This is a genomic window from uncultured Oceanicoccus sp., from assembly GCF_963968385.1.
GTDB lineage: Bacteria > Pseudomonadota > Gammaproteobacteria > Pseudomonadales > Dasaniaceae > Oceanicoccus.
This window is the reverse complement of record NZ_CAXAHB010000041.1, coordinates 1-17,562: the sequence shown is the minus strand read 5'-3', so window position 1 is coordinate 17,562 and position 17,562 is coordinate 1. Positions and strand designations below refer to the sequence as shown.

Annotated in this window: 13 protein-coding genes, 5 tRNA genes and 1 rRNA gene; all 19 read right to left on the bottom strand. The window is 47.9% G+C overall.

The window, feature by feature from the left end:
* On the bottom strand, positions 1–515 hold a 515-nt coding region (locus AACP44_RS05960; protein WP_339339561.1), incomplete at its 3' end, for a GTP-binding protein.
* Positions 516–623: 108 nt separating this feature from the next.
* On the bottom strand, positions 624–1,094 hold the full coding sequence (gene rpsG / locus AACP44_RS05955) for a 30S ribosomal protein S7 (RefSeq protein WP_339339560.1): 471 nt from the start codon (positions 1,092–1,094) through the stop codon (positions 624–626).
* 202 nt (positions 1,095–1,296) lie between these two features.
* Positions 1,297–1,668: a 30S ribosomal protein S12 gene (rpsL, locus tag AACP44_RS05950; RefSeq protein WP_297291486.1), complete on the bottom strand. Its 372-nt coding sequence runs from the start codon at positions 1,666–1,668 to the stop codon at positions 1,297–1,299.
* Positions 1,669–1,883: 215 nt separating this feature from the next.
* Positions 1,884–6,107: a DNA-directed RNA polymerase subunit beta' gene (rpoC, locus tag AACP44_RS05945; protein WP_339339559.1), complete on the bottom strand. Its 4,224-nt coding sequence runs from the start codon at positions 6,105–6,107 to the stop codon at positions 1,884–1,886.
* Between the two features lie 88 nt (positions 6,108–6,195).
* Complete coding sequence (rpoB, locus tag AACP44_RS05940) at positions 6,196–10,272, bottom strand: DNA-directed RNA polymerase subunit beta (protein ID WP_339339558.1); 4,077 nt, start codon at positions 10,270–10,272, stop codon at positions 6,196–6,198.
* Positions 10,273–10,571: 299 nt separating this feature from the next.
* Entirely contained in the window at positions 10,572–10,946 is a 375-nt protein-coding gene (gene rplL / locus AACP44_RS05935) for a 50S ribosomal protein L7/L12 (protein WP_085758588.1), read from the bottom strand.
* 101 nt (positions 10,947–11,047) lie between these two features.
* Positions 11,048–11,542, bottom strand: coding sequence for a 50S ribosomal protein L10 (rplJ, locus tag AACP44_RS05930; protein ID WP_339339557.1), 495 nt, complete (start codon positions 11,540–11,542; stop codon positions 11,048–11,050).
* 308 nt (positions 11,543–11,850) lie between these two features.
* Entirely contained in the window at positions 11,851–12,549 is a 699-nt protein-coding gene (gene rplA / locus AACP44_RS05925; RefSeq protein ID WP_339339556.1) for a 50S ribosomal protein L1, read from the bottom strand.
* Positions 12,549–12,983 carry a 50S ribosomal protein L11 gene (rplK, locus tag AACP44_RS05920; RefSeq protein WP_085758585.1) on the bottom strand — a complete coding sequence of 145 codons (435 nt, stop codon included), beginning with the start codon at positions 12,981–12,983 and terminating at the stop codon, positions 12,549–12,551. The genes rplA and rplK overlap by 1 nt, the downstream gene beginning before the upstream one ends.
* A gap of 119 nt (positions 12,984–13,102) precedes the next feature.
* Complete coding sequence (nusG, locus tag AACP44_RS05915; protein WP_339339555.1) at positions 13,103–13,633, bottom strand: transcription termination/antitermination protein NusG; 531 nt, start codon at positions 13,631–13,633, stop codon at positions 13,103–13,105.
* A 9-nt stretch (positions 13,634–13,642) separates the two neighbouring features.
* Entirely contained in the window at positions 13,643–14,011 is a 369-nt protein-coding gene (gene secE, locus AACP44_RS05910; protein WP_339339554.1) for a preprotein translocase subunit SecE, read from the bottom strand.
* Positions 14,012–14,119: 108 nt separating this feature from the next.
* Positions 14,120–14,195 (bottom strand) — tRNA-Trp (locus AACP44_RS05905).
* Between the two features lie 161 nt (positions 14,196–14,356).
* Positions 14,357–14,432: transfer RNA gene (locus AACP44_RS05900), tRNA-Thr, on the bottom strand.
* Positions 14,433–14,484: 52 nt separating this feature from the next.
* Positions 14,485–14,558: transfer RNA gene (locus AACP44_RS05895), tRNA-Gly, on the bottom strand.
* 10 nt (positions 14,559–14,568) lie between these two features.
* Positions 14,569–14,652: transfer RNA gene (locus AACP44_RS05890), tRNA-Tyr, on the bottom strand.
* Positions 14,653–14,757: 105 nt separating this feature from the next.
* Positions 14,758–14,833 (bottom strand) — tRNA-Thr (locus AACP44_RS05885).
* Between the two features lie 192 nt (positions 14,834–15,025).
* A complete protein-coding gene (locus AACP44_RS05880) occupies positions 15,026–15,754 on the bottom strand; it encodes a type III pantothenate kinase (RefSeq protein ID WP_339339553.1) in 729 nt (242 codons plus the stop codon).
* On the bottom strand, positions 15,754–16,719 hold the full coding sequence (gene birA, locus AACP44_RS05875; protein ID WP_339339552.1) for a bifunctional biotin--[acetyl-CoA-carboxylase] ligase/biotin operon repressor BirA: 966 nt from the start codon (positions 16,717–16,719) through the stop codon (positions 15,754–15,756). The genes AACP44_RS05880 and birA overlap by 1 nt, the downstream gene beginning before the upstream one ends.
* Before the next feature lie 457 nt (positions 16,720–17,176).
* Positions 17,177–17,292: ribosomal RNA gene (gene rrf, locus AACP44_RS05870) — 5S ribosomal RNA — on the bottom strand.
* Between the last annotated feature and the right edge of the window lie 270 nt (positions 17,293–17,562).

The window sequence follows — 17,562 nt, the reverse complement described above, 5'->3', positions numbered from 1 at the left end:
GTCATCTGAAGCGGTACGGCATTGGCGCCAAGGCGCTCACCTAATTGGTCAATCACCATTTGGAAGTCAGCACCAGCACGGTCCATCTTATTAACAAAGACCATGCGCGGCACTTCATATTTGTTAGCCTGACGCCACACCGTTTCGGTTTGCGGTTGAACCCCTGAGGAACCACAAAGTACAACTACCGCACCATCCAATACTCGTAGCGAACGCTCAACTTCAATGGTGAAGTCAACGTGTCCCGGGGTATCAATAATGTTGATACGATGCTGATCAAACTGCTGTTGCATACCAGCCCAGAAACAAGTGGTAGCGGCGGAGGTAATGGTAATCCCCCGCTCTTGTTCCTGCTCCATCCAATCCATTGTCGCAGCGCCGTCATGCACTTCACCGATCTTGTGAGAAAGACCGGTATAGAACAATACGCGTTCCGTAGTCGTGGTTTTACCCGCGTCTACGTGAGCACAGATACCGATGTTGCGGTAACGGGCTATAGGCGTTTTACGTGCCACTGGTTGAACTCCGATAGAGTGAAAATAACATTAAAAAACGTGCTGTCAAAACGCTTCTTCAATAATAAAAACCTAACGCACCGTACAACAGGCGGTAGGTTTTTATGCTTAGAAACGGTAGTGCGAGAACGCTTTGTTTGCTTCAGCCATGCGATGCACGTCTTCACGCTTTTTAACCGCAGAACCTTTGCCCTGCGATGCATCCACAATTTCACCGGCCAGACGCTGACGCATGGATTTTTCACCACGACCACGTGAGTACTCTACCAACCAACGCATCGCCAACGCATGACGACGGCTAGGGCGTACTTCAACCGGCACTTGGTAGGTTGCACCACCAACACGACGAGATTTAACTTCGACCATCGGTGCAATATTTTCCAGCGCTTCGTCAAAAGCTTCAATAGGATCTTTGTTCAGTTTCTCCTGGACGATGTCCAGAGCACCATAAACAATGCTTTCAGCAACTGATTTTTTACCACTGATCATAACGTGGTTCATAAACTTAGCTAGCGTGAGATTGCCGAATTTTGGATCAGGCAAAATCTCGCGTTTCGCGACGACTCTTCTTCTTGGCATGGTTTTAGCCCTTTTCTTCAGGATTTCCAAACACTGTTTTGCCAGTTGCCCGGTAGGAGTGGGCGTGTGGGTAGCAGGGGTTTGGCCTTACTAAGGTTGATAATTTTACGGTTGCAGTGACATCACTGTAGCCGATACTTCTTTGTTGTTAACCGATATGACGTAGCGGAGAAGGACTGATGACCTTCCCCTATGCTCAGGGTCACTTAGGACGCTTGGCACCATATTTGGAACGACCTTGCTTACGATCAGCCACTCCAGAGGTATCCAAACTGCCACGAACGGTGTGATAACGCACACCAGGCAAATCCTTAACACGACCACCGCGAATCAAAACTACACTGTGCTCTTGCAGGTTGTGTCCTTCACCACCGATATATGAAGTCACTTCATAACCGTTGGTCAAACGTACACGACATACTTTACGCAATGCAGAGTTTGGTTTCTTCGGCGTTGTGGTATACACACGAGTACATACACCACGACGCTGCGGACAGGCCTGCAATGCAGGTACGTCGCTTTTTTGAACCTTACGTTTTCTCGGCTTACGAACCAACTGGTTGATCGTTGCCATTCAACAAACTCCAAATTAAATAAATAAAACTACTACTTTCAACCACTTAAGAGTCTAGACAGCTAGCCAAAACCCTTATGGTGGCAAGAGATAACTCGGCGAAACCAAGATGTCCCTGTCAAAAAGCGGAGCGCGAATTCTATAGACGCGCCCCAACCTAGTCAATAGCCGGATAAGGTAATATCCGGCTGCTTGGAAGCCAGAACGGAGCTTGTTTAGCTCTCATCCTTTAATGCTTCAGTCAATGCCGCTTCGATATCCGCTGCACTCACTACCATTTCTTCACTGGCTGAAAGCTCCTCATCCTTACGGCGCTTACGCTCAGCATGGTATGCCAAGCCAGTACCGGCAGGGATCAAGCGACCCACAACCACGTTTTCTTTTAATCCACGTAGATAATCGCGCTTGCCGGTAACGGCAGCCTCGGTGAGTACACGGGTGGTTTCCTGGAACGATGCCGCCGAAATAAACGACTCAGTGGCTAGCGACGCCTTGGTAATACCCAATAGCAGACGCTCATAACTGGCCGAAATCTTACCCTCAGCTTCCAAACGCTCGTTTTCTTCAAGCACGCGGGTATATTGTACCTGCTCACCTTTAATCAGCGTTGAATCACCGGACGCGGTAATCTCAACTTTACGCAGCATCTGACGACAGATAACCTCGATATGCTTATCGTTGATACCCACACCCTGTAGACGATAGACATCTTGGATTTCGTTACTGATATACTTGGCCAGTTCCGCAATACCCTTTAGACGCAGGATATCATGCGGGCTTGGTGGGCCTTCAGAGACAACCTCACCCTTCTCTACATGCTCACCCTCGAACACGCTTAAGGTACGCCATTTGTGGATTAACGATTCGTAGTGATCGGAACCCTTATAAGTCGAACCATCAGTCGGGGTAATAACCAGACGACGCTTGCCTTTGGTTTCTTTACCGAATGAAACCGTACCGGAAATTTCTGCAAGAATGGCAGGCTCTTTCGGTTTACGGGCTTCAAACAAGTCGGCAACCCGTGGCAGACCACCGGTAATATCGCGTGTTTTTGAACTCTCCTGCGGGATACGGGCAATAACATCACCCACACCAATATCTTCACCATCGGTTAAACCAACCATGGCGTTAGCAGGCAGGAAGTAGTGCGCAGGTACCGATGTACCAGCCAAGCAAAGCTCTTTGCCCTTGGCATCAACCAGCGTTACTGCCGGACGAATATCTTTACCAGCAGTCTGACGCTCAGCAGGATCGATAACGGAGATCGAACTCAAACCGGTCAACTCATCAGTCTGATGGTTAACGGTAATACCCTCTTCCATACCGCTGAATTTCACCTTACCGGCTACTTCAGTGATGATGGGGTGAGTGTGCGGATCCCATGTGGTGACAATATCACCGGCAGCAACCTCGGCACCGTCAGCCACTTTAATCAAGGCACCGTATGGCAGCTTATAGCGCTCACGCTCACGACCACTGTGGTCGGCAACCGCCAATTCACCGGAACGGCTTACCGCAACAAAGGTTCCGTCTGACTTTTCAGCCACCTTCACATTGTGCAGGCGTACCACACCTTCTTGTTTAACCTGAATGCTGTCTACCGCCGTTGCCCGCGATGCCGCACCACCAATGTGGAAGGTACGCATGGTTAGCTGGGTACCCGGCTCACCGATTGACTGGGCAGCGATAACACCGACTGCCTCACCGACATTGATTTTATGGCCACGAGCCAAATCACGACCGTAACAGGTCGAACATAGACCGTGACGAGTTTCACAGGTAATCGGTGAACGGACTTTGACTTCATCGATACTGTGGCTTTCCAACTCGATAACACCCTTCTCATCGAGCAAGGTGCCACGAGCAAAAAGAATTTCATCAGTACCGGGCTTAAACACATCTTCAGCAACAACACGACCTAGCACTCGATCACCCAAGGTCTCGATAATATCGCCACCTTCAATAACCGGTGTCATTAACAAGCCTTCATAGGTACCACAATCGACCTCGGTAACCACCAGATCCTGAGCAACATCAACCAAACGACGAGTTAGATAACCCGAGTTGGCTGTTTTCAGTGCGGTATCTGCCAAACCTTTACGAGCACCGTGGGTCGAAATAAAGTATTGAAGAATACTAAGACCTTCACGGAAGTTTGCAGTGATCGGTGTTTCGATAATCGAGCCATCTGGCTTGGCCATCAGACCACGCATACCGGCCAACTGACGAATCTGCGCTGGGGAACCACGAGCACCCGAGTCAGCATAAATATACACTGAGTTAAAGGAATCTTGCTGCTCTTCTTCACCATCGCGATTGACCACAGACTCTTTCGAGATTCCGTCCATCATCGACTTGGACACCATATCGTTGGCACGCGACCAGATATCGATAACCTTATTGTATTTTTCACCCTGCGTTACCAGACCCGAAGCGTACTGAGATTCAATTTCCCTCACTTCTTCTTCGGCGCTACCAATAATGTCAGCTTTTTCAGTAGGGATAGCAAAATCGTTAATACCGATAGAGGAACCGGAGCGGGTTGAGTAAGCAAAACCGGCATACATCAGCTGGTCAGCAACAATAACCGTCGACTTCAAACCCACCTTGCGGTAGCACTCGTTCAATACCTTGGAGATAGCCTTTTTAACCATAGGCTTGTTAACCAACTCAAACTGCAGCCCTTCAGGAATGATCTGCCACAACAGCACACGACCAACCGTAGTATCAACAATTTTGACGACCTCGTTGCGCTCACCGGTTTCTTCATCAAATGATACTTCTTTGATACGACACTGAATGCGAGCCTGCAAATGAACCTTGCGGGTATTGTGAGCGCGATGAACCTCTTCCGGATCAGCGAACACCATACCCTCGCCTTCAGCATTAACACGCGAACGGGTTAACCAGTACAGCCCCAATACCACATCCTGCGAAGGAACGATGATTGGCTCACCATTCGCCGGAGAAAGAATATTGTTGGTAGACATCATCAAGGCACGGGCTTCTAGCTGCGCTTCAATGGTTAACGGTACGTGTACCGCCATTTGGTCACCATCAAAGTCAGCGTTATACGCCGCACATACTAAGGGATGTAATTGAATCGCTTTACCTTCGATCAGTACCGGCTCAAATGCCTGGATACCCAAACGGTGAAGGGTTGGCGCACGGTTAAGCATAACCGGATGCTCGCGGATAACTTCCGCAAGAATATCCCACACCTCTGGTGGCTCACGCTCCACCATTTTCTTGGCCGCTTTAATGGTGGTCGCCAAACCACGGGCTTCTAATTTACCGAAAATAAACGGCTTGAATAATTCCAGCGCCATTTTTTTGGGCAAGCCACACTGGTGTAACTTAAGCGTAGGACCGACCACGATAACGGAACGGCCTGAGTAATCTACCCGCTTACCAAGCAGGTTCTGACGGAAACGACCTTGCTTACCTTTGATCATATCGGCCAAAGACTTGAGTGGACGTTTGTTTGAACCAGTAATAGCACGACCGCGACGGCCGTTATCCAGCAAGGCATCCACTGACTCTTGCAGCATCCGTTTTTCGTTGCGCACAATAATGTCAGGCGCATTAAGATCTAATAAGCGCTTCAAACGGTTATTACGGTTGATAACGCGACGATACAGATCGTTCAAATCGGAAGTCGCAAAACGACCACCATCTAGCGGTACTAACGGACGAAGATCAGGCGGCAGTACTGGCAATGCGTTAAGAATCATCCATTCCGCTTTATTGCCAGAAGACTGCAGTGCTTCTAACAATTTCAAACGCTTGGATAATTTTTTGATTTTGGTTTCAGAGTTTGTTGCAGGAATTTCTTCGCGCAAGGTGTCGACTTCTTGATCAATATCGATGTCTTGCATTAGACGTTGAACCGCCTCTGCACCCATCATCGCTTCAAATTCGTCGCCGAACTCTTCCATTGATTCGTAGTATTGCTCGTCAGTCAGCATCTGACCTTTTTCTAAGGTGGTCATGCCCGGATCGATAACAACATAGGATTCAAAATACAAGATGCGCTCAATATCACGCAACGTCATATCCAATAACAAACCGATACGGCTGGGTAGTGATTTCAAAAACCAGATATGCGCAACTGGGCTGGCCAGCTCAATATGACCCATACGCTCACGTCGAACTTTTGCCAATGCCACTTCAACGCCACATTTCTCACAGATAACACCGCGATGCTTTAGGCGTTTGTATTTGCCACACAGACATTCATAATCTTTTACTGGGCCAAAGATCTTGGCACAGAACAGACCATCACGCTCGGGCTTAAAGGTACGATAGTTAATAGTCTCTGGCTTTTTCACTTCACCGTAAGACCACGAGCGAATCATCTCGGGAGAGGCTAAACCAATCCGGATAGAATCAAACTCTTCGTTTTGACCTTGCTTGAGTAAATTTAATAAATCTTTCACGCCGTTTCTCCGCTATGAAGGAGCTCTTTAAGAACTCCACATAATCGATTATTGATGGTTACATTAGGTCTGATATGCGACTGCTCGCTTATTCAGTGTCCAACTCCATATTGATACCCAGAGAACGAATCTCTTTGAGCAATACGTTGAAAGACTCAGGCATACCAGGCTCCATGCGCTGGTCACCATCAACGATATTTTTGTACATTTTGGTACGACCGGCTACGTCATCCGACTTAACCGTTAGCATTTCCTGCAAGGTGTATGCAGCACCGTAAGCTTCCAGCGCCCACACTTCCATCTCACCGAAACGCTGACCACCAAACTGGGCTTTACCACCCAGCGGCTGTTGCGTTACCAAACTGTACGAACCGGTAGAACGCGCGTGCATCTTATCGTCTACCAAGTGGTTCAATTTCAAAATGTACATATAGCCAACCGTCGTTTCACGATCGAAAGCTTCGCCAGTACGACCATCGTACAACTGCATTTGACCACTATCGGGCAAGTCTGCCAGTCGCAACAGGTTTTTAACTTCGGCTTCAGAAGCACCGTCAAATACCTGCGTCGCCATGGGCACACCACCACGAAGGTTGCCGGCCATTTCGATAATTTCTGTATCGCTAAAGGACTTCAGATCCTCTTTACGACCACCATCGCCGTTATAAATTTGATCAAGGAATTTACGAAGCTCAGAAATTTTGCGCTGCTCTTGTAACATCACATCAATCTTTTCACCCAGACCTTTAGAGGCAAGACCAAGGTGAGTTTCCAGTATCTGACCCACGTTCATGCGCGACGGTACACCTAAAGGATTCAGCACGATATCAACCGGCTCACCTTTTTCGTTATAAGGCATATCTTCTACCGGCATGATCACCGAGATAACACCTTTGTTACCATGACGCCCTGCCATTTTATCGCCAGGCTGAATACGACGCTTGATGGCCAGGTAAACTTTAACGATCTTAAGTACACCCGGTGCCAAATCATCGCCGCTAGTCAGTTTGCGTTTCTTATCTTCAAAACGCTCGTCTAAGGCAACACGCTGCTCGCTTAATTGGATTTCAGCAGATTCAAGCTGTGCGTTAAGGGCATCGTCAGAGAAACGCAGCTTGAACCACTGATCTTTCTCTAGCGCATCCAAGGCCTCGTCATCCATCACTGTGCCTTTCTTAAGGTCTGCACCGCTGACAATTTTTTGGCCGCTTAATGATTTGCGTAATAGCGCAAAGGTTGCAGCTTCGAAGATACGGAACTCTTCGTTAAGGTCTTTGCGATATTCATCAAGCTGCGATCTTTCGATTTCTTTGGCACGCACATCTTTTTCAAGACCGTCACGGGTGAAAACCTGCACATCGATAACGGTACCTTTAACGCTAGATGGAACACGTAATGAGGTATCTTTAACGTCAGAGGCTTTCTCGCCAAAAATAGCACGCAAGAGTTTTTCTTCTGGAGTTAACTGGGTTTCACCTTTAGGTGTTACCTTACCGACCAGAATATCACCAGCGCCAACTTCAGCACCGATATAAACAATACCGGACTCATCCAGTTTACCTAATGCGCCTTCGCCAACATTGGGAATATCAGAAGTCACTTCTTCTGAACCCAGCTTGGTATCACGGGCAATACAGGTTAATTCCTGAATATGGATGGTGGTAAAACGATCTTCTTTAACCACACGCTCTGAAACAAGAATCGAATCCTCAAAGTTGTAACCATTCCAAGGCATAAATGCGATCCGCATATTTTGCCCAAGCGCTAACTCACCTAAATCGATAGACGGGCCATCAGCCAGAATATCACCGCGTACGATATTGTCGCCTTCGCTAACAATAGGCCGCTGGTTAATACAGGTGTTCTGGTTAGAACGGGTGTATTTGGTCAAATTGTAGATATCAACAGGCGGCTGGCCTGCCTCAACCTCTTTGTCATTAACACGAACAACAATACGACCTGAATCAACACTGTCGACAACACCGCCGCGACGGGCAACTTCACAGACACCGGAGTCGGCCGCTACGTAACGCTCAATACCCGTACCTACCAAAGGCTTGTCAGCCTTTAATGTCGGCACCGCTTGACGCTGCATGTTGGAACCCATTAATGCACGGTTGGCATCATCGTGCTCAAGGAAGGGGATCAAGGCCGCCGCAACCGAAACAACTTGCTTCGGTGAAACGTCCATATATTCCACTTCATCAGCAGATTTAACGGTAAATTCATTTAAGTGACGAACCGCTACCAGCTCATCAATTAATTTATTCTTTTTGTCTAAGGTCGCAGAAGCCTGTGCGATCACATACTCAGCTTCGTTGATAGCCGATAGATATTCGATCTCGTCAGTAGCAACGCCCTTAACCACTTTGCGATAGGGGCTTTCTAAAAAGCCATAATCGTTAGTGCGAGCATAGGTTGCCAATGAATTGATCAAGCCAATGTTTGGACCTTCAGGCGTTTCGATAGGACAAACACGACCATAATGCGTCGGGTGTACGTCACGCACCTCAAAACCAGCGCGCTCACGCGTCAGACCGCCAGGCCCTAATGCCGAAACACGACGCTTATGCGTTACTTCAGATAATGGATTATTCTGATCCATAAACTGTGACAACTGTGAAGAACCAAAGAATTCTTTCACCGCAGCAGCAACCGGCTTGGCGTTGATCATATCCTGCGGCATTAAGCCCTCAGACTCAGCCATGGATAAACGTTCTTTAACCGCACGCTCAACACGAACTAGGCCGACGCGGAATTGATTTTCTGCCATTTCACCAACAGAACGTACCCGACGGTTACCAAGGTGGTCGATATCATCAACCACGCCCTTGCCGTTGCGAATATCTACCAAGGTTTTCAGCACGGCAACGATATCGTCATTGCTTAAGATGCCGTCACCCGTGATTTCTTCACGACCCAGACGACGGTTAAACTTCATCCGACCAACCGTCGACAAGTCATAACGCTCAGGAGAGAAGAATAAGTTCTGGAATAAGTTTTCCGCTGACTCCTTAGTCGGCGGCTCGCCAGGACGCATCATCCGGTAAATTTCTACCAAAGCTTCCAGCTGGTTACGAGAGGGATCGATACGCAGGGTATCACTAATAAATGGACCACAATCGAGTTCGTTAGTGTAGATGGTTTCAATAGACTTAACGCCAGCCTCTAATAGCTGCGCCAGAATTTCTTCAGTCAACTCGGTGTTACATTCGACAATAACTTCACCAGTCTTTTTATCAACGATATTCTTCGCCAATGAACGGCCCAAGATATACTCTGTAGGCACGACCAGTTTTTTCAGTTTTTCTTTTTCAATCTGACGAATATGGCGCGCCGTAATACGACGACCCGACTCAACAATAACACTGCCGCCTTTGCCAACGATATCAAAAGAGGCAACTTCACCACGTAGGCGATCGGGGATCAACGCCATTTTGTAGTTACCGTCTTTATCAACAGAGAATTCGTTGATGTCATAGAACATCGCCAGAATTTGCTCCGAGTCATAGCCCAATGAGCGCAACAAAATACTCGCTGGCAGTTTACGACGACGATCGATACGCACATAAACCATATCTTTTGGATCAAACTCAAAATCCAACCATGAACCACGGTAGGGAATCACGCGTGCTGAATATAGCAATTTGCCGGAAGAGTGCGTTTTACCTTTGTCATGATCAAAGAACACGCCGGGTGAACGGTGTAGCTGAGAAACAATGACACGCTCGGTACCATTGATAACGAAGGTGCCGTTATCCGTCATCAGCGGAATTTCACCCATATAGACTTCTTGTTCTTTGATGTCTTTGATGGTTTTGCTGGCTGATTCTTTATCATAAATAATCAACCGCACTTTAACCCGCAAGGGAACGGCGTAAGTGACACCACGCAACTGACATTCAGACACATCAAAGGCCGGAGTACCCAGTGCGTAATCAACATACTCAAGCGCCGCACTTCCCGAATAACTAACTATCGGAAAGACTGACTTAAACGCTGCATGCAAGCCTTGCTCGGCTCGATTACCCGCAGTGCTGTTGTCTTGAGTGAATTTCTTGTATGAATCCAACTGTATCGCCAAAAGATACGGCACATCCATTACATGGGACATCTTGCCGAAATCCTTACGGATACGTTTTTTCTCTGTATAAGAGTAGGCCATTAGCGCTCCCCAGCTTTCGTTTCTGATTCGTCATCCGCAGCATGCGCAACGACGGGTCATAACAGTCCTGAAATCAGGTTTGCTTGATCAATAATTTCGCAACATTGTTTGCAAAAACTATTTAAATCAAGCCGGTCTTCAAGCAACAACCGATGTCGGTGCTGAAAACCTATAAACAGAAAAAGGCCGACGGTCAAAATCCTGAAAACTTCAGAATAACTCCGTCAGCCCTACACTTCTTTTAAGCGGCGACTACAACATCACACGCCGCTCTATTGAAGTGCTTAACAGCTACCCGCTTACTTAAGCTCGGCAGATGCACCCGCTTCTTCAAGCGCCTTAACTGCTTCTTCAGCATCTTCTTTAGAAGCCGCTTCTTTAACCGTTGAAGGTGCGCCATCAACCATACCTTTGGCTTCTTTTAAGCCAAGGCCAGTGATTGCACGAACCGCTTTGATAACGTTAACTTTCTTATCGCCAGCGGCAGTAAGAACAACGTCAAACTCGGTTTTCTCTTCAGCAGCACCGCCAGCATCACCACCAGCAGGGCCAGCAGCGACAGCAGCAGCGGCCGATACGCCAAATTTTTCTTCCATTGCTTCAATCAGCTCAACAACATCTTTAACTGACATTTCAGCAACTGCATTGATAATATCTTCTTGAGATAAAGACATGATTCAGTTCCTATATCTTTGGGTTTAACCAGCCTTCAGGCTACAGCCAAACCAGTAATTACAATAAAAGCCAATAAAGGTTTTTCCAATCAGGAAAAAACTTAGGCAGCTTCTGTTTCTTTTTGGTCGCGAAGGGCCGCAAGTGTGCGAACCAGTTTTCCAGCAGATGCTTCTTTCATCACGCTCATCAGCTTGGCGATTGCTTCGTCGAATGTAGGCAGTGTTGCCAGCATCGCGATATCAGTCACCTCACCTTCAAAGGCAGCCGCCTTAAGCTCTAATTTTTCATTATCTTTTGCGAACGCTTTCAGGATACGTGCACCAGCACCTGGATGTTCGTTAGAAAATGCAATTAGAGTCGGGCCGACAAAAGTGTCAACAAGACACTCATAGTCCGTACCTTCAACAGCGCGTTTGGCTAATGTGTTACGTACGACGCGCATATACACGCCAGCTTCACGAGCCTCTTTACGCAGTGCAGTCATATCAACAACAGAAACGCCACGCGAGTCGGCGACTACGGCAGATAATGCACTTTGAGCAACTTGCTGGACTTCAGCGACAATCGCTTTTTTGTCTTCGAGTCCTATTGCCACAATTTTTCTCCAATATGATAAGTGCTACGTCTCAATGCGCTTATCGTTTCAGTTTTATGCCGAAACTCGCTTTTGCTGGTTTCGACAGATTGTTCCGGTGGTCGTCAAACGAGCCTAACAATTCACCGTCTGCGCAGGTTTGGTTTTGGTTTTCGCTAAAAAACCTTCCCCTCATTAAGCCAGATTGTTAATACACCCTTAACTATCAAGCAGCGAATAACGCTCTATAACACCTGCGGTCTTTGACGGCCTGTCTTTTGCCTATAACGGCGGACAGACCACAAAGTTCTTTTAACCTCTCCAGAGTCTTACTTAAGCTCTAAAGAAGATTGATCTAATAACAAACCAGGACCCATCGTCGTCGATAGAACCATTTTCTTCAGGTAGACACCCTTGGCAGAAGAAGGCTTGCCTTTTTGTAAATCAGCAACCAACGCTTCAAGGTTTTCTTTGATGGCATTGGCATCGAAAGAGATCTTACCGATAGCGCCGTGGATAATGCCGTTTTTGTCAATACGGTAACGAACCTGGCCGGCCTTGGCATTGTTAACGGCCGTTTCAACATCAGGCGTTACGGTGCCGGTTTTAGGGTTAGGCATCAGTCCGCGTGGACCTAATACCGTACCTAGTTGACCGACAACGCGCATAGCGGCTGGCTCGGCAATCACTACGTCAAAATCCAGATTACCGCCTTTAACTTGTTCGGCAAGGTCATCCATGCCGACAATATCTGCACCAGCGGCTTTTGCCTTCTCGGCGTTATCACCTTGCGCGAAAACAGCAACACGAACTTCACTACCAGTACCGTGAGGCAAGGTCGTCGCACCGCGAACAACCTGATCAGATTTCTTGGCGTCAACACCCAGATTGACAGCAACATCAACGGTCTCAACATACTTAACCGTAGAAACTTCTTTTAGCAGGGCAACAGCATCGTTAATCGGATACAACTTGCCTGCTTCAACTTTTTCATTAATCGCCTTCTGGCGTTTGGATAACTTAGCCATTACACCACACCCTCAGTCTCGATACCGGCGGCGCGAGCGCTGCCAGCAATTGTGCGAACCGCGGCATCCATATCGGCAGCGGTTAAGTCAGGCATTTTAGTGGTGGCAATTTCTTCTAGTTGCGCACGGGTCACTTTGCCCACTTTTTTGGTATTTGGTGTACCAGAACCACTCTTAATACCCGCGGCCTTTTTCAATAGAATTGAAGCGGGTGGCGTTTTGGTGATATAGGTAAAGCTGCGATCACTATATACACTGATCACAACAGGAACAGGAAGGCCTGGCTCAACACCCTGAGTTGCGGCGTTAAAGGCTTTACAGAATTCCATGATATTGACACCGTGCTGACCTAGCGCAGGACCAACAGGTGGACTTGGGTTGGCCTGACCGGCAGGCACTTGCAGCTTGATATAAGCTTCGACTTTTTTAGCCATTTCACTTCTCCTTTGGGTAGTAGCGCCTCGCAGCCTTCAACTTAGACAGTTTTCCGCTGGTCTCCGGCTCCCCGGTTTAAAGTATCTGTTATTGGAACCAGATACCGCTTAAAAATTATTTACGTCTTTTCTACCTGACCGAAGTCCAATTCAACCGGCGTTGAACGACCGAAGATCAATACCGCAACATGCAACTTGCTCTTTTCATAATTCACTTCTTCAACCACGCCGTTGAAGTCATTAAACGGACCATCAACAACACGAACCATTTCACCCGGCTCGAATAGCGTCTTGGGCTTGGGCGCTTCACCACTCTCTACACGCTGAAGAATCGTATTGGCTTCAGCCTGAGTGATAGGTGCAGGCTTGTCGGCCTTGCCACCAATAAAACCCATAACACGGGGTGTTTCTTTCACCAAGTGCCAGCTTTCATCGCATAAGTCCATCTCAACCAACACATAGCCGGGAAAGAATTTACGCTCACTGCGACGCTTTTGGCCGCCACGCATTTCAACTACTTCTTCAGTGGGTACTAAAACCTCACCAAACTTATCTTCCATTTTATGCAGCCCAATCCGCTCTTTAAGCGCACCGGCGACTTTCTTTTCATACCCTGAGTAGGCGTGAACCACATACCACCGCTTAGACATTTTTCACCCCTAACCAATTGCCAGAGAGACAAGCCAACCCAACAAGGTATCCAAACCCCACAGGATTAACGCCATCACAAATACAAAAGCCACCACAATCAATGTGGTCTGCGTGCTTTCCTGACGCGTCGGCCAAACCACTTTACGTATTTCCGTTCTGGCCTCTTTCGCCAATTTCCAAAACGCTGCACCCTGCACCGTTTGCACTGCAACAAAGGCCGCTGCGATAGCAATAACCAAAAGACCGATAACTCTATATAGAAGAGACTGATCAGCGTAATAAACATTACCGGCGATACCAGCGACGATAAGCGCTACAACGACCAGCCACTTTAGGCCGTCTAAATTACCGTTTTGAGATTCCGCATTTGCGTTCATAAACTTCTATCTCATTGTTAACATCGTCGTTAACATCGATAAATCGATGCCTTTTAAAGACGCGTAAAGCACCGCTTCGCCACTATGCGAAGAAGTGCCTTGATATAATGGCAGGCCAGGAGGGACTCGAACCCCCAACCACCGGTTTTGGAGACCGGTGCTCTACCAATTGAGCCACTGGCCTGTAATCACCGAAAACAGCTTAAGCCCTGCCGCCGATGTCAAACCTCTAACCTAAAAGCTTTGCTGAAGCTTCTTTAGAGCAACTAGGCAAATCTCCCAGCCGGACATTCACCATAGCTATCCTATTTAATTAACCAATTTAAATAGAACAGCCACAAAATATGGAGCTCATAACCGGATTTGAACCGGTGACCTCTTCCTTACCAAGGAAGTGCTCTACCGACTGAGCTATATGAGCACACTTAACCAAGCCCAGTGCAAACCCTTATAAAGAGCTGCCAACCAAAACATGGAGCGGGTAGCGGGAATCGAACCCGCATATTCAGCTTGGAAGGCTGACGTTCTACCACTGAACTATACCCGCCTGTATATAATGGTGGTGGGGGGTGGATTCGAACCACCGAAGCTCGCGCGTCAGATTTACAGTCTGATCCCTTTAGCCACTCGGGAACCCCACCACAGAAAGCGGATTACATCTCTGCGAGAGAGAAACCCCTATCAACCTTCACCCAGAGCAGCCTAATCAGACTCTAGCTCTAAGTACTCGTATTTTAAAGAAATTTTGGAGCTGGCGAGAGGAGTCGAACCCCCGACCGGCTGATTACAAGTCAGCTGCTCTACCAACTGAGCTACGCCAGCAGCAACCTCATTTTCAACGAGGCGGGCATTCTAGTCGAAGTTGTTCGTTGACGCAATCTTATCGCCGTAGTTTTTTCGTCTTTCTAGCGGCTGATTAAGCGCCCTGACACCTAACCAAGAGGCACTGGAAATGGACTATTTTCACCAATATCGAGTACCTAGCATCATCCAGCTTGCATTCTGGGCACCCTATCACGGCAATAGCCATTGCAAACCATCAAGCACCAACTCTGGCACCCACTCAATCTCATAGCTATCACCAAGATGGCTAGCAATGGAAGCGGCGTCACCACCGGTCAACAAGATGGCAAAACCTTGCGGTATTTGTCTTTCTGCCTCTGCAATCGCCACGGTGACAGCCCCGATCTGAGCCGCCTGTATGCCGGCATTGACCGCATCAGCGGTGGCACAACCAAAGGCTAGCTCGGCAGAGGGGCCCTGACAATCAAATCGCACCTGATCAGTGCCGGAAAATAAGCTTGCTTCCATCAAACTCATACCGGGAGCGATATAGCCACCCAAGTGCCGGCCATCAGCGGAAACCAGATCGGCCTTGAGTGCCGTACCAGCATCAATAACCAATACCGCAGCCTTTTTTCTATGATAACCCGCCACCACTGCGAGCCATCTATCGACACCTAATTTGCTAGCATCTTGGTAAGCATTGACGACACCAGCAACCTCTGGTGTTGATTGGGCAAATTCAGGGCTCACTCCCACTCGATCACAAAAATCCGCCAGACCTGCCAAGTTGTGAGCTGCAACCACGCTACCCATTTTTATGCGCTCAATCTGGGTAGTCGGAATAAGACGCTCAAAACCATCCATCAAGGCAAAGCTACCTCGCTCAACAATCTGACGGCCATCGACTACGCGCCATTTACAACGGGTATTACCGATATCGCACTCGAGAATCATCATTATCCCGTAGCCCTTAGACTGACTTCACCACCATTAAACCTGCACATCCCCGCCGACGTCTCAATCATAATCGCGCCAGTCGTATCCACACCAACCGCTTTACCCACAATGGTATCGTTAGCCAGCGACATAGCGACTTCGGCGCCTGCAAAGGCATCAAGAGCTTGCCAACGTTCTTGGTAAGCACTAAAGCCCTGCCCTTCAAAGGTGGATAGCAATAGCATTAGCTCATTTAATATAGCGATCAATAGTTGATTACGACTAGCCGCTGGTTCGCTGATTGACCGAACATCAATCCAAGGTTGATCTATGTAAATCGATGCCGGCATGGAAACATTTAGACCAATACCAATCACGACGTGACAGCGACCCGCGGGATCACCGGTCATTTCCAGTAGCACACCTGCCAGTTTACGGCCCTGATATAAAACATCATTCGGCCATTTTAATTCGGCACCGGAAAGACCTGATTTTTCTAACGCATCAACCACGGCAACACCAACGGCCAAACTTAAACCTTCCAAGGAGGCAGCGCCGCCGCCAAACTCCCACACCACCGAAAGATATAGATTGCTGGCATAAGGGCTGGCCCAAACACGACCGCGTCGACCTCTCCCGGCTGTTTGCTGTTCAGCAGTGCAGATATAGCCTGTAATACCCTGAACGGCTTTTTCCATAGCAACAGCATTAGTTGAAGCTATAACGCCCCTGACATCCAGATGACTAATTAAGGCACTGACATCGGAGGCGATACCCTCAGTAATGACTGGCGCTGATAACAGATCCAGACCGCCTTCAATACAATAACCTTTGCCCTTTATAGAGTTGAGCGGCAAACCTAGTTCTTCAACTTTTTTAAGCTGTTTCCACACTGCCGTTCTAGAGACACCAAGCACGCCTCCCAGCTCATCACCGGAGTGAAACTCACCATCAGCAAGTGCGGCCAATAAAGTTTCTAATGACATGGTTAATCCATAATGTTGATTTGTTGGCGATCATAACAAAGAAAGCTGATGCTGTGTCTTTTCTCTGGCGGCGGATACTCACAGCGCACTAATACAGTGCTCGATCTGCCAAACGGCAGCGATGACGATTTTTGTTTTAACATGAACATTAAGGAATGCTAGAACAGATTGTTGCGGTTTAAAGTCAGGGAGGAATAGCCACCTGCTATCACCCCACTCCCTGGCATGCCATCATCCTGATAGCCCTCCCTGACTACGTGCTTCCTTAGCACCTGACGGATCATATAACAGGTTTGTGGTTTTTCACTTGTACAAACACGCTATCTTTTATCTTTTTTGGATTCTGTTCGTCGACTCAGCCTTTCATTTCTTCTCATTTCTTCTCATTTCTTCGACGCATAAAAAAACTCCAGCATCATTCGATTGTTCGATTCGATACTGGAGTTTTCAATTTGAAGCCTGGCGATGACCTACTCTCACATGGACAAAGTCCACACTACCATCGGCGAAGATACGTTTCACTACTGAGTTCGGGATGGAGTCAGGTGGTTCCATATCTCTATGGTCGCCAGGCAAACTGGCTTGGATTGGCTCGGGTCTTACTGCTCGTAATGCTATGAGCAGCCCCAGCGTTTCCAAAGAGGGTGGTAAATAAGCTGACGAGCTTCTTCAGCAGAAGCAGTCTGTAATTTCATCATGCCTCGTATGATCCGAGTCATTGGGTTTCTAGGTTGCCCATACAATGAAGCGGGTAAAACCACTTTATTATATGGTCAAGCCTCACGGGCAATTAGTACTGGTTAGCTCAACGCCTCACAACGCTTACACACCCAGCCTATCAAC